We start from the raw sequence: 23,472 nt of genomic DNA, 5'->3' as shown, positions 1-23,472 counted from the left end.
AGCAATGCAAAAGCGCTTACTTTAGCGCCACGAGACGGAAGTGCTGCCGTCGATGGTAATAACTCTATTGCTAAAAGCAAATCAGTTAGAATGCGATCATACGTTTCCTTAACTGATGATCGTTTTGTACGATAGCTATTAAAGTTTTAGCATTGTTTAAATTTTTAGTTTTCTTAACCCTTTTTCGATGATATCTACTCTTATAAGTGGGATTTAGCACATGGACTTAAATTATAAGAATCTTTGTGTTATTTTTTATTGATTTAAACCATAGAAAATAATTATATAAATGAGAATATTAGTATGTGTTATCGTATTAATTATTGCAACTTATGATGTTTCCGCACAAGACAGGCATGGGTATCAGATAAATGGGCAAATAAAGAACCTGCCTGATGGGGTGTTGTTTTATCTTATAACAAACAATGAAAATGGTACTGCTGATACGTTAGCCAGAACTAAAAGCAAAAATCAACAATTTTCATTTATAGGAGAATTATCATTAGAAGGAGAGCTGCATTATGTGAAAATGGATACTGCCATTTTAAAGTTAAGAGACAAAAGAATGTCTTGGGTAAGGTTGTTACTTGATAACTCAACAATCATCCTTAATGGTGATTTAAAGGACTGGCCAGAGGTTAATATTAAAGGATCTCTTCCTACTCAAGAGCATGATATTTTTCTGCAAACTGTTTCAAATCTTATAAAGGAAACTAATATAGAAATAGAAGCAAACAAGAATGATAGTAATAAAGTAGCCGAAATAAAAGGAAATTATAACGGGCTTTTCCTTAAAAAACTAGAAAAGAATCCATCTTCTTATATAGTTCCATTATTTATTTTGAAGAATTCAAGGCTCGACTTAGATACAAAGCAGACGGCATATGATAAAATGCCTGCCCCCCTTAAAAATAGTTATTACGGAATTGAACTCAAAAAGCATATAATAACTAGAAGAGCGAGTGAATCTATTGAAATTGGAAAAGTACTTCCAGATTTTTTGATAAAAATGACGGATGGAAAATCGCAATCTGCTTGGCAGATTATACGAAAATCTAAATTTACACTGATAGATTTTTGGGCCTCATGGTGTATTCCTTGTAGAAAAGAAATACCTAATCTTAAGAAAGTTTACAAGGAATTTGGCTCTAAAGGGTTCAATATTCTCAGCATATCAATAGATGAAAATTATAAATCATGGACAAATGCTATAATAGAAGAAGATATGCCATGGACAAATGGCCTGGAACAAAATAAGATATCGAAAGAAATCTTTGACATTCTTTCAATTCCAGCGCATATTCTTGTAAATGGTGATGGGGTAATAATAGGAATTGATTATAATAGACGAGGAAGCATTTCAGGGCCTCGATACATTATTTCTTCTAGCAGAAAAAGGCAAAATCTGCGGGGAGATGAATTATATAAGGCAATTGATAGTTTAACAATGAATAAAAGATTAACTAATTGATCAGTATGATAAAAATAAAGTAATAAGGAAATGAAGGAGGTGAAATGTATAAGGACCTATACGAACAATAAACCGTACTTTCAGTTTGGTATCAAGCTTATATTAGTATTATTAAGCATGATCCCTTTGCAAGCAGTAGCTCAGCTTAGTAATAGCGATCAAAAGAAAGCAGATCATGATTTTAAGAACTTGGATACTATCTTATATCTTGATAGGGAAAAAGATATTTATTCATATTTGAAGAAAGATTCATTGCTGTTTAGGAATATTTTCCTTGAAAGAATGTATAATAAATATAGAATGGAAGGATCAAGATTATGGGATAAATATCCTAAGGATCCAAAAAGGTATGAGTGGCTAGTCAATACATTAAGATTTGGTATCTATTTCAATCACTATTGGATAGATATTGAGGAAGGAATGAGGGTTCTGTTAAGTAGAAATACTTCGGTTAGTCAATATTCAGTTCCAATAGACTGGAGTGAACTAAGGAAATGGGAGAGATTGCAATATAAAATGCTACAGGAATGTAAAATTTACTTCAAAGAAAAAGGTGAAATAGGAACATATAAAAGTTTATTAGCTTATTCGGTTAGTATATTTTTACGATTTTCTTTTAATAAGGAATATGGCAGAAACGGGAAATTGGACTTTACACAATTTAAGAAGTTATTTATACCTGCTGCCAAAGAGATATTGGACTATGAAATTGATTCCAATCCTGAATCCTACATGGCTTATATAAAATTGAGGGAGGCAATAACAATCTTATTGTCGAATTATAGAGCGTTTGGATTGAATGAAATTGATATGGAACTATTTTTTGATTCTCTTGAGAATTATCCTAACATTAGTATTCAAAGATGGACAAAGTCGCAAAGAAGTATATTTTCACTTATGTCGGAGCGAGACACATTTCAATTTAAGCATAATGCAGTAAATGGTGAAGAGATTGACTTCCAGAAAATGAGAGGAAAGGTCGTTTTAGTTGATTTTTGGGCAACTTGGTGTACAGGATGTATTGGTAGGATGCCTGCGATTAGAAAGATATATGATAAATATAAGGATCGTGGTTTTGTCGTTGTTTCAGCTTGTTTAAATGATGAAAGTGCAACATCTGACGTTAAAGATATTATTAATAGGATAGGTGCTGACTGGCCAGTTGCGTTAATCGGTAAGGTTGGCCAGAAAAATACTTTAGGGGCATTAATATGGCAAAAATATAAATTTTGGGGAGTTCCTCAATTATTGCTTTTTAATAAAAAAGGTAAGTTAGTTTTATTAAACGATATTTTAAGTGAAGGAGATTTTAGTCCCCTGATTAATAAATTAATAAAGGAAACATATTGATGTACATGGTTTATTTTAAATATGAAAACCAATCTGCTTAATACCAATATATTAAGCAGATTGGTTTTACGTCATTTTGATTATTAATCTTGTACTTGTTTGCATGCTACACTGCTTACTATCCATCTTTTAGCAGTTCCAAGTCCTTCCAAATCAATTAGTTGTTGACCGGCGCATGGAGTGCTTGTATCTTCTATTACAAATACACAGCAAACAAAATTTTGTGCTCCATTACATTCGCTTGCAAATTCATCTTGGTCAATTACATTTGTTGGATTCGTAGAAAGCCCACTGAATATTTTTTTACCAGGAGCTTGTAAAGCATCTGTTGAACTACATGCATCAGGAAGGTCTACACTTCTATCAGCAACGCAATCAGCATTACTGTCATAACTTATACTTGGAAGATAACAGTCTGGAAGAGGAGGCAATTTTTTTGTCTCAAAGGCTCCTGCTTGAGCAGCGATTGTTATTGTTACAGCTAAGATTGCAATAATGGATGCAAATCCAAATTTTAAACGGTTCATAGTTATTTGTTTTATATTTTTAATAATTTCCATCTTATATAGGGGATGGATTTTCCCTTTGCAGCGCTACAATATTTTTCAGAATATGACTATTATATTAGAGCTTATTCTCCAAATGATAAGTAATTATGTTTGTCCCAGACAATGTAATTAAAGTATCGTTGTTTAATAAGGCAGATTGAATTCCGTTATTTTCATATTTTTTCATGTAAAAGCTTCCTCTATATTTCCCATTAGAAATGTTGTATGAGTCGACTACGGTGTTAGTATTAAATTTCTTTAAGCTTTCATTATCTGCACGAAGACCAGATATAACATATAGATTCTTATTGTCTAAAAAGCAATATTTATTTACTATTTTTCTTGCCCCTGATGGAACCATTTTTAGCTTGCCTCCTCTTTCTACTTCTTTTGTCATTTTGATTTCATTCACAGATACAGTATCTATAGTATTGCTATTATATAATACATTTAGATTGCTATCCAGGCAATAGAATTTATTTCTCAAGTATTCTACATATATTAGTTTCGAATTGGATTTATTGTATTCCAACATTCCATCAGAAGAAAGCCAATCCTTTGAAAGGCCGGAGTTATTGCCAATCTCGATCTCTTTAATTGTTTCACCTGTTTCAATATTGACTTTTCTGAGTATTTGACTATTCATTGAGGTGCTGACAGTTTTTATAATACACGAGCTTGGTGATATTTGTATCGATTTGAGAAATATAGATCCTTCTATTTCAGTTTTAGTAAGCGTTTGATTTGGAAATTTTCCATGAATAATACTTCTTAGATTATTAATATGTATATAAAGCCAAGGCGAGTCAATTGTAACTGAGAATGGCACTATTTTATCAGCTGGAATATTTAGGTTAACAATAAGTGTATCGCTAGGCAGTAGGTTTTTATTTAGCATTAGTATAGCGTTAGGAGTTCCACCAGCAAGAAAAATTGTTTTTTCTGAAACGCCGCTTATCTTATTGAGTGATGGATCAATCAGGGCGTGTTGCATAACTGATAGCTCTTCCGTTAGAAAGTTTCTTGTAAAGCCATTTTTTTCTTCATTGGGCATTTTTGTTGTAGTCATTAGAATGCCTAACAAAGCAGCGACAATGATTACTATAGCAATAATCCTATAAGTGACTATTTTTCTCATATTCAATTAGTTGTGCATTGTTCTCCTATGCATATAGGAAGAATGAAAACCACTAGGATTGAGGATTTGTTTTTAATGTGTTTATCGTTACGGAAGATTTAGGAAGTTTCTCTATAAGAATAATCCCTAGTAATGATAATATTGTAAACCCACTATTAAATATTAGGTGGTCGTTCCAGGATAATTTTGCAAGTACCCCCCCGCAGCTACAAGGTAGATCATATGCATAATTTAGCATTATCCATATATACCCGGTGAATAGTAGCATCAACCCAAAGGATAAGTAGAGGGCCAGCTTTCGTGTTTTCTTAAAGATTAATAAGCCAGAAAGAAGCAGTTCACCAGTAGGAAGAGTAATAGCAATAAATCCTGCCAATGGCTGAATAAATGGTGACCTTCCCAACTGGGTTTTAAAAGTGGCATAATCCAACATTTTATTCAACCCGGTATATATCCATAATACAATGAGTAAGGCTACAATTAACTCAATGATAATTTTCGACATTTTCATTGCAAACCACGATTATGGGTTAAAGATTAGTTTGATAAATAGAAGAAAGTAAATATGGGTTCATTAGTGGAATAAGAATATTAGATGAATTTCGTATCAAGAAATGGTTACTTAATCTGTGTTCTGGAATTAATCTGTGTTGCCTTATCTTGTTGTCTAGGCTCTAAAAGCATAAGGCCCTTATATACTTCAAATATCAATCAACTCTTTCAATCGGATGTAATCATTTCCGACAAAAATTAATGATCAATTCCGGTGCGCTAAGCCAGATCTATAATTGGCTGGTGTCATCCCTGTCAATTTTTTAAATGCTCTGATGAAATTAGTTGTTTCAAGATAACCTACTTTGCATGCCACCTGGTTCACATCTTCTCCTTCTTCCAGTAATAACTTCGCCAGTTCCATCTTACTGCCAATCACAAAATTGTGGATGGTGGTATGAAACATTGTCTTGAAATTAATTTTCAGATTAGTATCAGCTATTCCGAATTTTTTACCGAGAGCGGAGATTGTCATCTTCTGACCAAGATTATTGATAATATAAGCCTTGATACCTATTAGGGTCTGCTTGTCTTTATTACTCAGCGAGAAGCCATTGATTTTTCTGGTAGCCAATTCTTCCATTATATATATCAGTATTTGATTGGCGCTATATATGATTTGAGACCGTCCGGCAGCTCCCGCATCTTTACAATCCATAATAGATCGTATTCGGAGTAAAGCTCGTAAAGGCGTTATCGTAGTATAGATATGGGTACATCCAGGATCCCCCACTTCATTAATGAAGCGATCATTCAGTACATGCGGATAAGAGCTCTTTAAATCGGATAAATACTCGCGGGCCACGTTTAATTGAAACAGATGATATTCCCCGGGCGGCAGTGCCTTTTCTGATAATAGTGCCGCCACAGATAATAGTTTGCATTGCCCTTCAAACAGGCAAGGTTCTTCACTGGGTTTCAAATTCTGGCAAATAGTACCCTTTATGCCAAACAGGAAAGGAATACATTTGGTGCTATCTACTATCCTGAATTTCAAGGTTTGCGTGATATGCAGAACATGGTATAAAACAATAAAGTTATCAAACGTCACCTGCTGTGTAAGAATATCGCCAAAATTCCCTTTGATGGTGGTTGCGCTGGCAACTGATATCTCATATTCTTTCATAGATGGAATTACGCCTGGTAGAATGGATATATTCTGCAGTTCCGGATTCTCAATTAATATGTTCATTGGCAGCACAAGGTTAATGGTATTAACAATGGGGTTGTATGATTTGCCGTGTAAAATAAAATTATCGGTATCCTATAATTAGCAAGTCTGCAATCACAGATGCTTTATGTATAGGATACGTTCTCCCGAACCAATAAGTGGAATAGCATCAGGACAGAACTGTTTACGCAATTGGAATGGCATGATCGTATTCAATTTTGTGGTAATGGTTAATATCTGGCTGTAATTTTTAGCCGCCTTAAGTTAATTAAAGCGTGTCTTAAGCTTATCTGATGTAATTAATACCGGTCAAGGAGCAATAGAATTACATGCAAAAAATGAATAATGTGATTATTGAACTCTCCTTTTTCTTGCTAAATGGATTTTAAAACAATAAGGATTCATGGTAGATCGTGTCTTTAAGCTGTGTTAATTGCAAATTGCGAAGTTTTCAATGTAATTGGGCCGCAGTGGCTCATTTAAATTGTTAATTTAAGTTGAGTATTTAAGTTAGGAGAGCTAATATACAGGATGAACAGAGAGGCACGGCAGCAGGATACAAGACTTTTAAGCTAATTGACAAAAACGCACAGGCATGTTTGTTCGCCTTTTAATTATTAATCATTCGTTAACGTAATGAGTTTTTCAAAATTCCTCCACTCATAATTCACCCTACCCCATACTTTACGTAGTCTTATTGGAAGTATAAACTATTTATGTTTTTACACTAACTAAAACAATACGTTTTCCGATCTCCGGGAAACATAACCAGTAAATCCCAATGACAAGATTAAATGATTATTTTATTAATGTATTATTTAAACCTGCTTATTGAAAAAGCCATCCCATTGCTGATACACTATGTTCCTATGAACATACCCGTACCGACTGGCCTGCCGGCTAATATGTTCCCACTATAACATCACATTTAACCTCATTCACACTTGGATTCCTTAAGAAAAGCCGCGGCGCCGGTTTGAGCGCTATCAACGTAAAGAACATTTTCGAACAATTATGAACCAGGCTCAGAAGTTATTCCGCATCTCACAATTACTTTCCAGGTTTAGAGAACAGGTTAAGATCCTAAATGCAAACGGAGAGTTCAGTATTAACCTGCATGCGGAGAACATCCTCATCAAAGTACTGAATGAAGTGTATGGCTGGAACCTGGAGAATGTTAACTACACAGAAGGTAAAAACTACCCGGCCATAGATCTGCGAGATAAGGCGGCAGGCGTAGCTGTGCAGGTGACTTCAACCACCAGACGAGAGAAACAGGATGCCGCTATCCACAAATTTACTGATGAAGGGTTCAACAATTTATACCTCTTTATAATAACTGATAAACCCCCAAAGGCAAAACGCAGCGCCTGGAAGATACTGGACAGAACAGATCTCTACCGGGCCTTAAACGCAAAGAACAACCCGGATACAATAGACCGGGTAATGCAAATCCTCGAAGGGCAATTCGCTGATACTGCCGCTATGGACAAATGGCAGTTATATTGCAAGGGCCTTGAAAGCTACGATCAATACATTCACAATCGCTATCAATTCCTGGATATAAAAGGGTTTTCTCCCAAGATCAATAATACCCTGGTGAAGATCACCCTGGAGGATATCTATGTTCCACTGGAGCTGAAAATGGAGAACAATGCTTTTGTGACCCATGTAACGGAAAAAGTGTTTGGAATAGAAGAGGCCCTGGCTGAATTAAACAGGCTGGTGATCTTAGGAGATCCAGGCTCCGGGAAATCCACCATATTAAAGTACCTGGCTTATGATATATGCACTAATAGAACAAAGAAGCTGCAGTATGCAGAACTATTACCAGTATTGATCAAGGGCAGTGAGTATGCCAAATACCTGGCGGCTAGCTACAAGAGCCTTGCAGAATTCATCATTGATCAACTGGACAGAAAATATGAACACCTGTTTGCAGAGAAACTGGAGAAAAGCCAGCTGATCGTTTTGATAGATGGTATAGACGAGATCAACAGGATCAAACTGCGACATGATGTAGTGGAAAGGATCAATGCTTTCATAGCCCAGTATCCGGAGATAAAGATCATTGTATCCTCCCGGATAGTGGGATACAAGGAAGTGCAGTTGAATGCGCATTTTCATCATTTACAGGTAGGGCGGTTTGGACATGAACAGATCCAGCAGTTTGTCAGTAACTGGTTTGCCGCAATTATGGGGGATAAAGGTGATCATAATAATACAGATGATCTATTGAGGGCCATCTCTAGAAATAAATCTGTGTATGAATTGGCTGGTAGCCCATTGCTATTAACGATCATCGCCTTAATTCACTATCAGGGAAATACCCTACCGGAGAAAAGAGTTGCCCTGTATGAAGTAGCTACCTCTACTTTCCTGGAAAACTGGGTAAGACAGCGGGAGCCAAGTAAACCGGCTAATTTCGATAAGGAAATGCTGATAGAGATGTTATCTCCCATTTCTTTTCATATTCATCAGAACTATACCACTGGCCTTATCTCAGAAAGCGAGTTGAAGGGATTATTGTTGGAGGAGTATAGAAAGATCAACCCAAAATTAAGCACTAAAGAGGAGAAAAGCGATGTAAGGGACATTATTGAATTTCTCCGGGAAGATGCGGGTTTCCTTTTTGAAAAGGGAAGAAATGAACAGGGGGAAGCCATGTTCGGTTTCGTGCATCAAACCTTCCAGGAATATTTCGCAGCCATAGAGTTTGTGGCCAGGTGGAAGGAAGGCGCTTTTAAAGAAAACCTGGATATCTATGTATATGACGCCAATTGGCGGGAGGTGATCACATTAGCGGCTTCTATTTTCCGGTTAAATGATAATACAAGGATCAGCAGGCAAACTGCATCCAGGTTCATTAAGGATATATTGAATGTTAAAGACATTTTCCCAGCGCTATCTCGCCCGCTTTTAGTAGTCATGCAGGTGTTGGCAAATGATGTGGAAGTAGAGTTCAGCCTGGTTGAAGAGATCATGGACACTGCTTTTGACATAATGATCAAGGATGCAGATGATCCGCCAAATGGATCTTTCGGTGGTGTCTTCTGGGGATTGCTCAATATGGAGCAGTTTCAGTATTACCTGTTTGAAAAATATATAACAGTCATTAAGAAAAAGGGAACACCTGGCGGCGTTATAGAGGCTGGCTTCTTTCTTTTATTAAGCCACTCTTATATACCGGCTGTTAAAAACGAGTTATTGAAAATATTGCGGTCAAAGAATGAAGAGCTGAAGTGGCATCTTTTTAATCATAGTGAAACATGGTCCGCAGAGATATTCACAACCAGCGCTTTCAGAGAGGAAATGTTAAAATACCTTAATTCAAAAACGTTCATTGAGAACTACGAGGGAAAGTTGCCTTTTCAGTATAGGATCGGAATTACCAGACGGGAATTGAGTAAACACGGATCGAAGAAAGACCAGGAAGAGCTTTTAATTGAAAATAGGATCCTGTTTGTGAGACAATTGGAATGTAAACAGATGAGAATGGATCTGATCTTTGATCATGTGAAAACAACGGAAGTTATTGAACCGGCATTTACCAAAAGGTACCTTAGTCGTGTAAAGGAAACATTTCCTGAAATTGATATCGCTCATATTGAGAGGGTCTATGAGGCAGAAGTGTTACTTCAATCCAGTGGCCTGCATAGGCGCATGCTTATGCGCTTTGGATCCGTAAGCGTGCATGCCATCGAAGGCGATGAAACTAAATTTGGCTTTGTAGATGATAAAAAAGCCTTAAAAATACTAGATTATCCTTTTGATCATGAGGGGCTGGTTCCTTACTTTGGAGAGGAGGCAGCTGCTGTCCAAAGGGTGCTCTCAATTGCCATTAGAGCCCTTAGTAAATGGAGTTTGAAGGTATCTGTTTCAAGTATGGAGGATTTTCTGTTATTTATAAAGTATTATGATAACATGCATCGAGACACCGTAATGTTAAATGCCGTTCATGTGATTAACTACGCTTTAAACTATGTGGTAGACGATAGGAACCCTGCCAGGCCTGTCATTTTGAGTTGGCTCAAACGCCAGGATTTTAATACTCAATGGAGTTATTTTGTAAACAGGCGATTTATGGAGAAGAAGTATAAAGATATGTTGAATGAATCTACACTTGCTCCTAATGACAAATTATTCATCCTTCACCTTATAGGTAAGAAGCGGGATTATGAACATTTGATAATACCTACCATAGATGAATTTAACGAAACGTCGAACGCTGGAGAGAAAAGGAGCATCAAGGCGCTTTTGGCTAAGGTATTGGAATGATATTAAAAAGAATGTAAATTAGAGAATCATATATCTACCCCCAATGAGCTCCATTACTATACCCACTCCACCAGAAACTAAATATGAAATTTCCAGTGACGAATTTATAAGTGCAGTACAAAGGCTGTCATTTATACAGAGAGAATGGTTTTATCGTAAAAGAGGAAGAGACATTAGCAATAAGGAAATGTTTCCTGATGTTAATTTTGAAGATGACCAGTTGTATATCGTATTAATAGAGACCAAATGTTTATCTCAGGATGAAAGACTTTTGGAATTTTTGCGATATGGAGGGGCTGATTTTCGTCCAACATTTATTTTCCTGAAATGTATCCTACCAGGATTCAATCTATCTGAAACATTTACGAATGAATGGGTATTTATTCATACATATATAGAGAAAGGTATTCGGATTGAGACAAATAGCCAAATAGGAAATATAAAAATAGGGAAGGATAGTTGGAATGAGAATATACTGTTGAGCCATGGTGGCACTTGTAATAATATTATTGTTTTTGACAGTAGTAGGACTAAGGATATTCAGATCATTACTGATGGGAAATGTGGGGCTATCCGTGTTGATAATAGCAGTAGTTGTGGGGATGTATTGGTTATTCAAAATGGTAAATGTAGATCTATTTATATCAGTGACGAAAGCAGCATGGAACAAATTTCATTGCTCAGGAATAGTCAGATCGAAAGTATCTATGTGGAGAATGGATCGCGTATTGAGAAGATTAGCGTGTTGGCCAACAGTAAATGTGAAGACATTTCAATTAAGCATAATAGTAAATGTGCTGGAATTCGGATCAGTAATGAGAGTGAAGGCGGGAATATCCGTATTGAGGAAAAAAGCCAGTTTGGTGATGTGGAGGTGACTCAAAATAGCAAGTGTAAACTTATATTAGTCGGAAAGGGCAGCCAAAGCAAACAGGTCCTGATAGAAAAAGAGAGCCAAAGTGGAAGCATCTTGATTGAAAAAGGGAGCCGATGCCGGTATATATATATCGAAAAAAAGAGTGCGGGTGGTTTTATTTGGATTGATGGTGGGAGCCATTGTAAATCTATTCATGTGGGAGATAAAAGCAGCGCTGATTTTGTCTACATAAAGAATAATAGCCAATGCGACGCCCTTAGTTTCAACAGTAGTAAGGCCGATAGTATTAATGTTACTAAAAACAGTTTAGTAGGGCCGGTTTCTATTTTGGGGGACAGTCAGATTGAGATGCTTGAAATTCATGAAGGTAGCCTAAGTGGGGACATACGGATCAAGAATGGAAAGGTAGGCGCAATTGTGATAGAGCATAATTTCTGTAGCATAACATTGCGTAATGCTATTGTATCTGTTATGAAGATCACTAATTGCAGCTTGCATCAGCTAGTCATAGAAACTGGTGTAAAATTTGAATTATACATTGATAGTTGTAGCATCAATCATCTACAACTATATAAAACATCATTATTAAAAGATACGATCGTTTCTATCATAAATAGTAAAGTGTATATTATTCAATTGCAGGAATTATTGATACAAGGGCAGTTCATATTACGCAATATAGAGGTAGCCGCTAAACCTTTCGTGTGGCAGCCACGCATTAAAAAATATAATCAGGAAGAGAATAAAATTAAGATGCGAGATATTCATGCCGATAAAAGGGCATTGTTGGAAAAGCTTAGGCATGATTATGATTTTGAAGTTGACGCCCTTAGGAATAATCCTATTTTAAAGGGGCATATCCAACCACTTTTTAGGATTGTAAATAGCTCATTGGGCAAAACGGAAATAACCGGAAGCAATCTGACAGGTTTTCATTTCGAATATAGAGATAGTAAGTTGCTGGAGGTATTTATTAGCGGCACCCAACTTCCCAGAGAGAAAATAGACATATACAATGAGGAACTGGAAGCCTCTTTACCTAATAAAGTCTATTTCGAACAGAAAATATCCATATATAACCAGTTGAAAAGAATATTTGAAAACCAGGGCGATATTGTTGAAGGAACCTGGTATCATGCTAAAGCTATGGCTAATCAGCAACGCTTATTGTCGCTATACTATGATGAAAGGCCTGGTAAACTGCCTCGCAAATGGTGGAGCGAAGAGGCCTTTGACCTGTTCAACTTCTGGCTGAATAAAAAATCCAATAACCACGGAGAAAGCTGGCGTCGAGCACTGTGTTTTTCGTTTTATGTGCTTTTTTCTATTTATATATTGTACTTCATCAGTGCTAACTGGGGAAGGCCCTTTGAATGGAGTGGCACTGGCGACTTTATAGGCAACTTCTTTTCCTTCCTGGATATCACGCACAAGATTGATTTTATGGTAGATAAAGAAAAGTTGAACGGATTTGCTAAATTCCTGGACTTTTTTGGGCGTATTGCTACGGGTTATTGCATATTCCAGTTCATTGCTGCTTTCAGGCGGCATGGGAAGAAAGGCTGAGTTTTTTATCTACCTTATTCCCCCTTTTTTAAGTTTAAAGGCTCTTCATATTAGAATCCGTATTGCAGAGATACTGCCTCTTTTTTATATATATTTCGGTTCCCGATCTTCCATTTTGTATTTATGATAATGAAGAGGACTTTTTATTACAGGTAACACGGGTTTCCTACTCAGTAATAACTTTCATGCATTTGAGTTTTAGGCTTTCCTTAAAACACAGATACTCTCTGAGGGATCAACATTACCATTCCTGCGGGCGGATTCCCTATTTATACTGTTTGGTTTTTACAGCTGTTTACATACTTAATCAAACCCTGAGAAAGGAATGAATATACATCCATTAGTTTTTTTTCAGAAGCTTGTTGAAATATGTATTGGTTTCGAAAAGAAATCAACGGATAATTTAGCTTCCGATATGGTTGAGTCTAAAGGTAGAATATCCTTAGTGCGAATTTATAAACACTAAATTTAGAATGAAATGGATATTAATGAAAATTCTTATGATGGATTAGAAGATGAAATAAAGGGTTTGAGAGCAGAGGCAAGATCGCGGCTTGAGAAAGAATATAAATTTAAGAAGTTTCGGCAAAGATTAGTTTCTATTTTATTTACTGGTTCGCTATTATTATGCGTTATTACTCTTATTAATTTGGATCCTTTCAGGAAAGAAATGCAACCCATTATTTTAGGGGTTCCATTAGTAATAGGAGTTGGTTTTTTTATTTTAAAGTACCTCCAGAATGGATTTGGGTCAATAAATTCTGGTAGTAAAAAAAGCAATAGTGAAATTTATCTTCAACTTTATAATTTAAGATACGAGTTTCTGAACTTTAAGAAGAAGGCGGGGATATTGGACGATGGTAGGGATCTTGATAGTATTGTTGGAAACGTAATAGAAGAAACATTCACTCAAGCGTATATCCAAGACAAGATCGAAAAGACATTTTCTGATATTGCACAGAAAAATGCAAAGCTGAGTAGTTTGATCAGTGAATTTGACAAGGCGACTTATAGGATCAATGAGGAGTTAAGCAGGCTGAGGAGAAGCGCAAACTTAAACCTGGTAATAGGAACATTGTCTACTGCCATTGCGATTATTAGCTTAACCTATGAAGTTTTTTTAAATGAGGTAAAATACAGCGATACCGTGAGCCTGCTTTCTCATTATATTCCCCGGATCTCCCTGGTGGTATTTATTGAGATATTTGCCTTTTTCTTTCTGAAGCTTTACAGGGCAAATTTACAGGAGATTAAATATTTTAATAATGAGAAAACGAATATTGATTTCAAATTGATTTCTTTAAAAACGGCACTTTATCAGGAGGATCAGGCAATGATTACATTGTGCTTAACGGAGCTGATTAAAACAGAACGGAACTTTGTGTTAAGGAAAGATGAAAGTACCGTGGAATTGGAGAAAATGAAAGCTGGTCAGAATAGTAATCAGATGTTGGCGAATTTGTTTGAAAAGCTTTTGTTAAAGAAATAGTTTATATTAAGAGACCCTCAAATACCTAAATAGAATGAAACATACAGTCATCGCAATTTCAGGCGGATCTTCCATCGGTAAATCCACCGCGGTTAACGCAGTTATAGATGTCCTTCCCAGTCATTTTCCTGGCGCAATCGTAGAGTTTTTGATAACTGGAGGGGATAACCGGGTGATTGTCACTATCGGGGATATAAAAATAGGTATCGAAAGCCAAGGAGATCCTGGTAGCCGGCTTCCTGAAAGTCTAAAGATTTTTTTGGCTCGAGGCTGCCAGATTATCATTTGCGCCACCCGGACTTCAGGCGGTACGGTAAACGCAGTTCAGGCCTTGCAGGACAATCACCAATTTGACGTTATTTGGACTAAACATTACTCCAGCAAGGAAAAACATGCAGCTACTCCAATTATTAATCAGTTTTTTGCGGAACATATGGCTCATTTGGTCCGGCAGTTGATCAATGGTGTGATTTAAAGGTGATTTTTAGAGAGGATTTAGTTTCGAAATGCATTTTTACCTACTGTCTATTAGTAGATATACGACAAATATTGGTTCACCTTCCAAACGTTATTTTCCATATTGGTGCCTTTACATGCAGTATGAATACCATTGTCATCGGTTACTAAAACTACTTTCACATCCTTATTTCTATCTCTATAAGTAGCATAGCAAGCAGCAGCCAAAATTTGAATATCATTATATGTATTCCATTTCGGATTCTTAACATCGGCCATAGCGACAACACCATCGAGTATTTTGGTGAAAAGTGTTTGGACCAGAATAAGTAATGGTTGAAAGTATGAGTGAAACTCTTCCAATGGCTTTTCGAATTTTGCATCAATTTTTTCAACATCAAAAGGAAGTTCGTGTGTAGTATGTGCTCTATTCAGCATTGCTAATGCGAAAAGTGACAACAACCTCCCAGATTTTTTATCCTTTAATAACTCTGGTTTTACCTTTTTATCTTTCTTAAAATGAGACCAATTAGCTACTCCTCCGGTGTATGACTTAATGAACTCTTCAAAATTATCTTTGATTCCAGTTTTCTCATGCAATATTTGGTCACTTATTGCATTTAAGTTATTTAGTTCTAGATCAACATTGTCTTCATCTAAATATTTAACAATCCTTTCTAATGTTGCAATAACTTCAAGAAAATGGTTGTATAATGGAGAAGCAGTACCAAAAAAGAAATGAGAGAGTATTTCATCCTGTGGAGGAATAAAACTTATAGTGTTGTTTGGGCGACTTGGATCTTTTTGCGTATGATGATATTGTAGTGCTAATGCCTTATAACAATCATTAAAGAAAGGGTCCGTTTTATCAAGATGACGCATCAATTCCATTGAGACGGTAATACTCATCAAACTTTTGCATCCCAATTTCCTAACTGCAAACTAAAATGATCTTGGCACAGTTCCTAACAGTAATCCATCGAATATAGATAAAATTCAGGTGAGCTCCTTCACCCTTACAACGCGCTTTGGAATCTTATTAAGATGATACTATGCTTATTATTTGCATGGTTAATTATGTATATGTATTGAGCGTAATCCAAATGTTGAATAGAAAATTGAATATTAACTATGCAAATAATACAAGCACCGGTTTCAGAACTAGGAGAAAGTAATATTTTTGAAGAATTCTACGAACTAATTGAAAAGCATAGACTCAATGCCTCAAATGATTTTGAAATAGAAGGGTTCTATCACAACCTCGCGAATTTTGACCTGGAATATCAACAGTTCAGTACTACCAGCAGCGAACAATCTAATGCTATTGTATATTCTTACATTAGCCACTGTTTATATTGTTTTCTTGTTTTATTCAAGTTTAAGGGCTTTACTGACCGTCCAATTTATTGGGCTTTTAATAGGTATATTAAATTCTCTACGATTTTATTAAAGAATTCGAATAAGATCAAAGATGAAAGTTTCTACTTTCGGAACGTTAGTCAAAACTTTCCTTTCCTATGGGAAGGGAATTATGTGAATTTTCTTAAGGAAGAGAAAATTAATTTAAACCTCATTTCTATAAAGCAATTTGAAAGATATTTTCCACTTTTTGAGTACGCTGAGGAAGGGATTTCTAAAGATTTTGGCTGTGATGCTTTTTGGGAAACTGGAATTCCGGTTTACAAAACGAACTTTGGGGCATATTGTCATAACCACGAAGTTCTCAAGCTAACGTGGAATGATAAAAACGACCAATTCGAAGAGGGGGATACCTCTTATGAAATGACAATTGACTTCGGTATTTCGGATCGGACAAATGACGCAGCAATATTAATTCAATCTTTATATTTAATCATAAACGCATTATCCAATATTGATAATGTGAAAATTGCAATAGAGGAAATAAAGGTTGGGAGTTTAATTGGAAGAATAAGATTGTATATAAAGAACTTATTTGCAAAAGAGGAAGTAAAAGCAGTATTGGAGACGGCTAAGGAGGCTGTAGGAAAAGCTTTGACAGGTGGGGAGGTGTCTCACGCTGAAACAAAAAAGGTAAACGCTGAAATTGAAAAGACCAAAAAAGAGACTGAATTGTTGGAAAAAGAGCTTAAGGACAAACCGTCGGATTGTGATGTGGAAATAATTCATGCTTTAATTCTTGAAAAGGTAGTACTCGAAAATGAGCAATTGAAAGTAAAAATTGCAAAAGAAAAGCTTGAAATAATTGACAAGCTATCTGATTTAGTGGTAAAAGGGGTTCTAGGTGCGGATGAAGTTCGCATTGATATCAATGGAATATTGTATTTGCTAAAAACTCCTGCAGCGTTAAAACTACCTGAGACAGATATTGACGAAATAGCTTAACTTTTTCAGGTATAATTTGAGGGCAAAAGTGTGTTACTACCGGTTATTGCATTTACCAGTTTGTCTCTGTATTTAGGCGGAACGGGAAGAAGAGATAATAAAAGGGGCAGAAGCCCCTCTTGATTTCGCATTAGAATTGAGATTATGTAAAAACCAAAATCTAAATCAGAACTACTTACAAACAGTTTAGTTCAGGAATACATAAAATGGTATGCGGACGGTTCTCGAATGGTTATTTTATATGAATAACATTGTTCCCATCAATGGAGTAATCAATGCCATTATAAGCTTTTAGTACATCCAGGTTTTGCTGGATAGTCTTATTCCTGTCAAACAACCCGGTAAAATGCTCCTTCCCTACTGTAGGATTATCTATCACCACTTCCTGCCCAAACCACCGCGGAATCACTTTAAACACTTCTTCCAACGCTTTATCATTAAAGAGGAAAATGCCTTTCCGCCAGCTGAGCACATCATCCGCATCAAAGCGTTCGGTTTGTATGTTGTTATTCTTATAGACAGCTGAGAAGCCTGGCTTTAGGATAGCAGAATCCCTTCCTGCTTTAAACTGCACTTTCCCTTCTACCAGCGCTACATGAAAATCTCCTTTCTCGTAGCTGTTAATATTGAACTCTGTTCCCAACACCTGCACAGATCCTTCGGGCGTGTTAACGATAAAAGGATGGCTGGGGTCTTTCGTTACTTTTATATAAGCCTCCCCGGTGATCGTTACTTCCCGGGTGGAAGCGTTATTAAAAGATATAGGGAAGCGTAGGGAGGTAGCAGAGTTCATAAAGATCTCTGTACCATCGGAGAGTGTTACTTTATAATCTTTACCGGCTGGTACGGATAGGGTAGCCATTTCCTTGTTATTGCCGGCAGAATAGGTCAATGATTTTTGCTGATTGCTTAATGAGATGTTACCAGCCTGCACTTTGCCTTCCTGGCTGAGGTCTATCACAGACCCGTTTTCCAACTTGAGTTCAATGGCTGGCTTCCTGGTATTGACTGTTAAAACGCTTTCTTCTTTATGCCCCAGAAAATAGATACTACCTATAATAAGGACTGTAATAGCTGCTATGCTAGTGGTTACCATCAACACACGTCTAACTTGTCCCCTCCTTACTACTACCGGGGGGGCATCAATAACTGGTGGGGGGGTATCCTGCTCCAGCCAGCTGCGAACATCTTCTTGCGCGAAAAGAGACTGCTGTTCTTTCCACAGCTCATATACCTCCGGATGATCAGCTTTTGCTTTGTCCAAAGCGGCCTGATCTTCTGAAGTAATGATGCCGGCAAGTTCCTCGGCAATCAGCTGTTCATAACGGGTTAATGGTAAGCTCATACAAATCTAAAGTTGCATTAAATAATAAATGGTGACACGAAGAGGGGGAATTAACAATTGGAGACCTGAATTGTTAATGACTTTTCTTTAAAAGGGAGCGTACTTCCTGAGTGGCCCTGCTGATCTTCTTTTTTACAGCATCTAAGGACATATTCATTTCCTGGGCGATCTCCTTTTGGGGTTTGTGGTAGATATATTGCATCTCGAATGCCCTCCTGCTGGATGGGGCAGATATATGAGCTATGGCGTTGAGGATCTTTTGGCCGAGTTCCTTATTCTCCAGGGTGGCGGGATAGAAACCAAAGTCTGTTTCCATCACATCTACATGGTTTACCAATAGCCTATGTTGCCGGAGGCTCCTTTCTTTATAGGCACACTGTTTAGTGATGGCTTTAAAGAGGTAAGCCTTCAGTGGTATATTGATCTCAATGTTATTTCGCCTTTGCCAGATAGAAATGAGGACGTCGTTCACAGCTTCTTCAGCAAGTTGGGTATCCTTCAACTTGTAGTAGGCTTGGATCTTTAAGAAACGGCTGTAACGCCTGAACATTTCATTGAATGCCAGTTCGTTTCCGTTTTTAATCTCATGCAAAAGCGTTAGATCGTCAGACTGCAAAAAATCCATAATAGTGTATCCGCTCTTTTTGAGTTGGTTTTTACTTATTCAGTGTAATAGATAATTCTCGCTTAGTCAGAATTATAGGCAGAACATAATGGACTTCGTAAAAATAGTATATGTTTTAGTTTTTCCAATCCTTTTTCCACTGTGTGCTGCTCATAGTTGTTTGTGTAATTGCCTTATATACTTACAATACAGGACTGCAGAAGGTTCACGAGAAAAAAAACTTAGAAAAAACGTAAGAAAACAGTTGCTATGGTTTACGTAATGCTGTAAAATTAATCTATCTCTTAATTATATTAATCATAATTTATAACAGTGATTGTTAAAAAGTTGTTATTTAAACCGGGTTTATTTTTTATTTATTCTAAAAATAATTGAAAATTAATGTCACCTATTTTACAAAGACGCAACTTATAAAGTAGAACATTAGTCAGGGGAATTAGAATAAACCAATTGCTGATCATGGGATATTGTAAAACTAATCTAACCGCATACATTAGATGGTATAGTCCTATACCCGGATACTAATTAAACAGAAGATCAATCATTAATTTATAATCTATACCTGCAGAAAAGCTGCATTTTCTACCGTTTAGCTTATACATCTGGAAGTTTTTTTAAGTGGTGGAATCCTTCTGACTTCTTTAAGTGCAGAGGCAGTTTTAAAAGAAAATACGAACATCATGAGTAGCTGTACTAATCAATCAACTTGTTTTCTGAAATTTTTGACATTCTTTCTTTTTTTAGTGATCTCATTTAATGTGGAAGGCCAGGCCAAACAGAACAGTCCCGGTGATAAAGTGGTAAGTGTAGCGGCTAAGAATAAAACAATAAAGGAAATCCTTAAAAGTATAACAGACCAGACAGGGCTGCGATTCAGCTATAACAACGACGATTTTAACCAGAATGAAAGGGTAAATATTCCTTCTGTAGATATGACCGTTGAAAAAGTGTTGAAATACCTGTTTGCCGGCAGAGCGATGTCCTGGATTTACATTGATAACATCGTGCGGATCGGAAAAAGTGAAAAGGACCAGGGGCCAAGTATCATTGTGGATGGCGTACCAAAGAATAAGGATAAAGATTCTGTTCCATTAATGAATGTGTCCGGAAAGGTGATGGACGTTCAGGGCAGACCCATTGCGGGCGCCACCGTTTCTTTGCGCGGGCAGGGAAGGGGACAGGGTACAGATGGCAACGGAAATTTTGAATTTGCTAATATTCCTGCAGATGCCACATTGTTGATCTCTTCGATCGGTTTTGGGGCAAAGCAATATAGAGTAGCCGGGCAAAGGGAACTGGTTATTAAACTGGATTCTCTGATCAGAGATATACAAGGAGTTGAAGTAGTGTCAACCGGATACCAGAATATGGCAAAAGAACGGGCAACGGGTTCTTTTGAATTGGTGGATAACAAACTACTGAACAGAAGGGTATCTGCCAATGCTTTGGATAGATTAGAAGGAGTGGTGAACGGACTGGTATTTAATAAGAATGCACAGGGGAGGGCAAATGAATCTGCCATTAGCATAAGAAGCAGGGGGACCATTTTTGCTAATCCTAATCCCCTGATCGTAGTAGATAACTTTCCTTATCCAGCTGATATCAGTACGATCAACCCCAATGATATTGAAACGATCACGGTGCTGAAAGATGCGGCGGCGGCTTCGATCTGGGGCGCCTATTCCGGAAATGGTGTTATTGTGATCACTACAAAAAAAGGACGGAATAATCAGCCCTTAAAGGTGTCGTTTAATTCAAACGTTTCTGTATCGGAAAAGCCTAACCTAAGAAGCATTCCCCGGTTTAAGGCAGATAATTACATTGATTACGAAAAATATCTGTTTGATAATGGCTATTATAGTACTGACGAGAATAGTACTACACATCCCCTTTTATCACCTGCTGTTGAGATCTTCATTAAGCAACGAGATGGCTTGATCAGTGAAGCACAGATGAATAATGAACTGAACCTGCTCAGACAAAATGACGTTGTTGCGGAACAGAGCAAATACTTTTACAGGCCAGCCGTGAACCAGCAATATGCGGTTAATCTGAGCGGAGGTGGCCGGAATCAGAATTATTATATTTCACTGGGGTATGATAAAGGAAATCAGACATTGGTAGGGAATAGTACTGAGCGGATAAGCATCAATGCAAAAAATTCGCTATTGCTCCTGAAAGATAAATTGCAGGTTAATCTGGGTGTTTATTTTTCAAAGCAGAATATGGATCTGGGGGGAGTTGAGAGCATAAATTCACTGGAGCCTTATTATTCATTAGGAACAAAAAGTGATCCATTAAGTGCAGGCAGGCAATACAGGGAAAGCTTTCTTGATACTGCCGGACAGGGAAAGTTATTGGATTGGCGGTATTACCCCTTAGCTGAGATCGGGCTAAACCGGAATACGTCAAAGTCGATTGATTATAGGTTCGATGCAGGGCTTTCTTACAAAATTTTAGATGGATTAGATGTAAGTTTCAATTACCAGTATGCAAATGGGAATTCTGCTAACAGGCTCTTGTACGATAAAGATTCCTACTATACCAGGGATCTGATCAATCAATATTCTGATGTTAACTATTCTACAAACCAGGTTAACAGAGCTATTCCATTAGGTGCAATTGTGGACCTGGATGATTTGAAAACCGCTGCATCTAGTTTGAGGGGCCAGGTAAATTATGCAAAAACCTTTAATAGTATTCATGAACTGGCAATAATAGCTGGTGCAGAGCAACGTGAATTAGTTAATAATAGAACTAATAGGCGCCTGTATGGATATGATACTGAATTAGGAGTAGAAGCACAGGTTGATTTTAATAAGGAATATCCAATCTTTAATAATAACGGTTTAAGACGAATTCCTCTCCTGTATCCAATATCTCTTTATAATTCAGTGAACCGGTTCAGGTCATATTATGCGAATGGCTCCTACTCCTTTGATCGTAGATACATTTTGTCAGGAAGTGTAAGAAAGGATGAATCCAATCTATTCGGCGTTAAAACCAATCAGAAAGGGGTGCCTTTATGGTCTGTTGGCGGTGCCTGGAATATATCCAATGAAAGTTTCTTCAAAAGCACAGTGGTTTCTTATTTGAAACTGAGAGCTACCTATGGTTTAAATGGTAACGTGGATAACTCCTTGTCTGCAGTTGCCACCGCATCAGCAGGAGCTGTAAATAATTACAATGCACCTATTTTGTTGGTGAAAAATCCTCCTAATCCTTCGCTGAGATGGGAAAGGACCAGGATTATCAATGTAGGGATGGACTTTAGGGTGCTAACAAACAGAATTAGCGGGAGTGTGGATCTTTATAACAAAAAGGGCGATGACCTGATTAGTTCCAGCCCCATTGATCCTACTTCCGGGATAACAACCTTTGTTGGTAATACGGCAAATATTGAGGGGAAAGGATTTGATATTATGCTAAAATCCATAATTATTGATAAGAAATTCAGATGGCAAAACACCTTAATATTTAACCATTCCAAAGAAAAGGTGACAGAATATAAACTGGATTTCGGCCGACTTAATACACTCTTTTACAATTCAATAATTAATCCGGTTGTAGGAAGGCCGTTATACAGTGTATATGCATACAAGTGGGCAGGTCTTGATCCGGCAACTGGTGATCCGCAATCGTATTTAAAAGGCGGAGCCAGTAAAGATTATAGTGCCTTGTATTCTTCTACTGATATAAATGATGCGGTATATATCGGAAATGCAAAACCCACTTATTTTGGAAGTTTTATAAACTCATTTGATTGGAAAGGGATCAGTTTGACGGTTAATATTACCTATAGACTCGATTATTATATCAGGAAACCCTCCCTGCAATACAGCGGAATCCTTGGTAATTCAGGTGCTATAGAGGATGAGTATGTGAACAGATGGAAAAAAGCGGGAGACGAAGGCCATACGAATGTTCCTTCTATGATCTATCCATCCAATAGCTTGAGGGATCTGTTATACGCAAATGCTGAGATTAACGTGTTGAAAGGTGATCATATCCGCATACAGGATATCCGGCTGGACTATCCTATTAAATTCCGGAGTAATGTTGTTAAGAATCTGAATGCTTATTTATATGTTAATAATGTAGGATTGATCTGGAAATCTAACAAAGCTGGAATTGATCCTGACTTTGTTGGGGGTATCAGTACTCCTCGTTCTTATGCGATTGGCGTAAGTATGGACCTCTAAGAGGTGCCTGGAGATAGATAGATTGATTAACTATACTAAA

General features: G+C 37.0%; 15 protein-coding genes and 1 pseudogene. 8 read left to right on the top strand and 8 right to left on the bottom strand.

The annotated features are described in order from the left end of the window. A pseudogene (locus GFS24_RS29545) lies at nt 1–119 on the bottom strand (hypothetical protein); the annotation flags it as partial. Nucleotides 120–289: 170 nt separating this feature from the next. Here GFS24_RS29545 and GFS24_RS28250 point away from each other — a divergent pair. After that, nucleotides 290–1,471: a TlpA disulfide reductase family protein gene (locus GFS24_RS28250; protein WP_153665757.1), complete on the top strand. Its 1,182-nt coding sequence runs from the start codon at nt 290–292 to the stop codon at nt 1,469–1,471. Between the two features lie 117 nt (nt 1,472–1,588). Beyond that, nucleotides 1,589–2,821 (top strand): TlpA disulfide reductase family protein, encoded by a 1,233-nt coding sequence (locus GFS24_RS28245; RefSeq protein ID WP_173003229.1) that lies wholly within the window; start codon nt 1,589–1,591, stop codon nt 2,819–2,821. Between the two features lie 83 nt (nt 2,822–2,904). Here GFS24_RS28245 and GFS24_RS28240 read toward each other — a convergent pair whose 3' ends face one another. From GFS24_RS28240 to GFS24_RS28225, 4 genes are all read right to left on the bottom strand, one after another. Then, nucleotides 2,905–3,381 carry a hypothetical protein gene (locus GFS24_RS28240; RefSeq protein ID WP_153665753.1) on the bottom strand — a complete coding sequence of 159 codons (477 nt, stop codon included), beginning with the start codon at nt 3,379–3,381 and terminating at the stop codon, nt 2,905–2,907. Nucleotides 3,382–3,445: 64 nt separating this feature from the next. Further along, nucleotides 3,446–4,507: a hypothetical protein gene (locus tag GFS24_RS28235; RefSeq protein ID WP_153665752.1), complete on the bottom strand. Its 1,062-nt coding sequence runs from the start codon at nt 4,505–4,507 to the stop codon at nt 3,446–3,448. A gap of 52 nt (nt 4,508–4,559) precedes the next feature. Continuing rightward, entirely contained in the window at nt 4,560–5,018 is a 459-nt protein-coding gene (locus tag GFS24_RS28230) for a MauE/DoxX family redox-associated membrane protein (protein ID WP_253906621.1), read from the bottom strand. Nucleotides 5,019–5,264: 246 nt separating this feature from the next. Then, nucleotides 5,265–6,251 (bottom strand): helix-turn-helix transcriptional regulator, encoded by a 987-nt coding sequence (locus tag GFS24_RS28225; protein WP_153665750.1) that lies wholly within the window; start codon nt 6,249–6,251, stop codon nt 5,265–5,267. Between the two features lie 993 nt (nt 6,252–7,244). Here GFS24_RS28225 and GFS24_RS28220 point away from each other — a divergent pair. The 4 genes from GFS24_RS28220 (at nt 7,245) to GFS24_RS28205 (ending at nt 14,915) form a co-directional block, all read left to right on the top strand. Next, nucleotides 7,245–10,508 carry an SMEK domain-containing protein gene (locus GFS24_RS28220; protein ID WP_153665748.1) on the top strand — a complete coding sequence of 1,088 codons (3,264 nt, stop codon included), beginning with the start codon at nt 7,245–7,247 and terminating at the stop codon, nt 10,506–10,508. A 43-nt stretch (nt 10,509–10,551) separates the two neighbouring features. Further along, nucleotides 10,552–12,951, top strand: a complete 2,400-nt coding sequence (locus tag GFS24_RS28215; protein ID WP_153665746.1) for a hypothetical protein — start codon at nt 10,552–10,554, stop codon at nt 12,949–12,951. A gap of 478 nt (nt 12,952–13,429) precedes the next feature. Further along, nucleotides 13,430–14,440: a hypothetical protein gene (locus GFS24_RS28210; protein WP_153665744.1), complete on the top strand. Its 1,011-nt coding sequence runs from the start codon at nt 13,430–13,432 to the stop codon at nt 14,438–14,440. 34 nt (nt 14,441–14,474) lie between these two features. After that, nucleotides 14,475–14,915: a hypothetical protein gene (locus tag GFS24_RS28205; RefSeq protein WP_153665742.1), complete on the top strand. Its 441-nt coding sequence runs from the start codon at nt 14,475–14,477 to the stop codon at nt 14,913–14,915. A 53-nt stretch (nt 14,916–14,968) separates the two neighbouring features. Here the strand turns inward: GFS24_RS28205 and GFS24_RS28200 are convergent, their stop codons facing one another. After that, entirely contained in the window at nt 14,969–15,787 is an 819-nt protein-coding gene (locus GFS24_RS28200) for a hypothetical protein (protein ID WP_153665740.1), read from the bottom strand. A gap of 240 nt (nt 15,788–16,027) precedes the next feature. Here GFS24_RS28200 and GFS24_RS28195 point away from each other — a divergent pair, with 240 nt between their 5' ends. Beyond that, the gene (locus tag GFS24_RS28195) at nt 16,028–17,260 is read left to right on the top strand and encodes a hypothetical protein (protein WP_153665738.1); all 1,233 of its coding nucleotides are present in this window, start codon (nt 16,028–16,030) and stop codon (nt 17,258–17,260) included. A 232-nt stretch (nt 17,261–17,492) separates the two neighbouring features. On the opposite strand, the gene GFS24_RS28190 is transcribed toward GFS24_RS28195, so the two are convergent. Together GFS24_RS28190 and GFS24_RS28185 are read right to left on the bottom strand one after the other, a co-directional pair. Continuing rightward, a complete protein-coding gene (locus tag GFS24_RS28190) occupies nt 17,493–18,605 on the bottom strand; it encodes a FecR family protein (RefSeq protein WP_153665736.1) in 1,113 nt (370 codons plus the stop codon). Nucleotides 18,606–18,678: 73 nt separating this feature from the next. Then, nucleotides 18,679–19,230 carry an RNA polymerase sigma factor gene (locus GFS24_RS28185; protein ID WP_153665734.1) on the bottom strand — a complete coding sequence of 184 codons (552 nt, stop codon included), beginning with the start codon at nt 19,228–19,230 and terminating at the stop codon, nt 18,679–18,681. A 722-nt stretch (nt 19,231–19,952) separates the two neighbouring features. Here GFS24_RS28185 and GFS24_RS28180 point away from each other — a divergent pair. Then, a complete protein-coding gene (locus GFS24_RS28180) occupies nt 19,953–23,432 on the top strand; it encodes a SusC/RagA family TonB-linked outer membrane protein (RefSeq protein ID WP_173003228.1) in 3,480 nt (1,159 codons plus the stop codon). Nucleotides 23,433–23,472 lie beyond the last annotated feature (40 nt).

The sequence above is a fragment of the Chitinophaga sp. SYP-B3965 genome, assembly GCF_009647655.1.
In the GTDB taxonomy this organism is placed as follows: domain Bacteria; phylum Bacteroidota; class Bacteroidia; order Chitinophagales; family Chitinophagaceae; genus Chitinophaga.
This window is presented reverse-complemented; position numbering and strand designations above follow the sequence as displayed.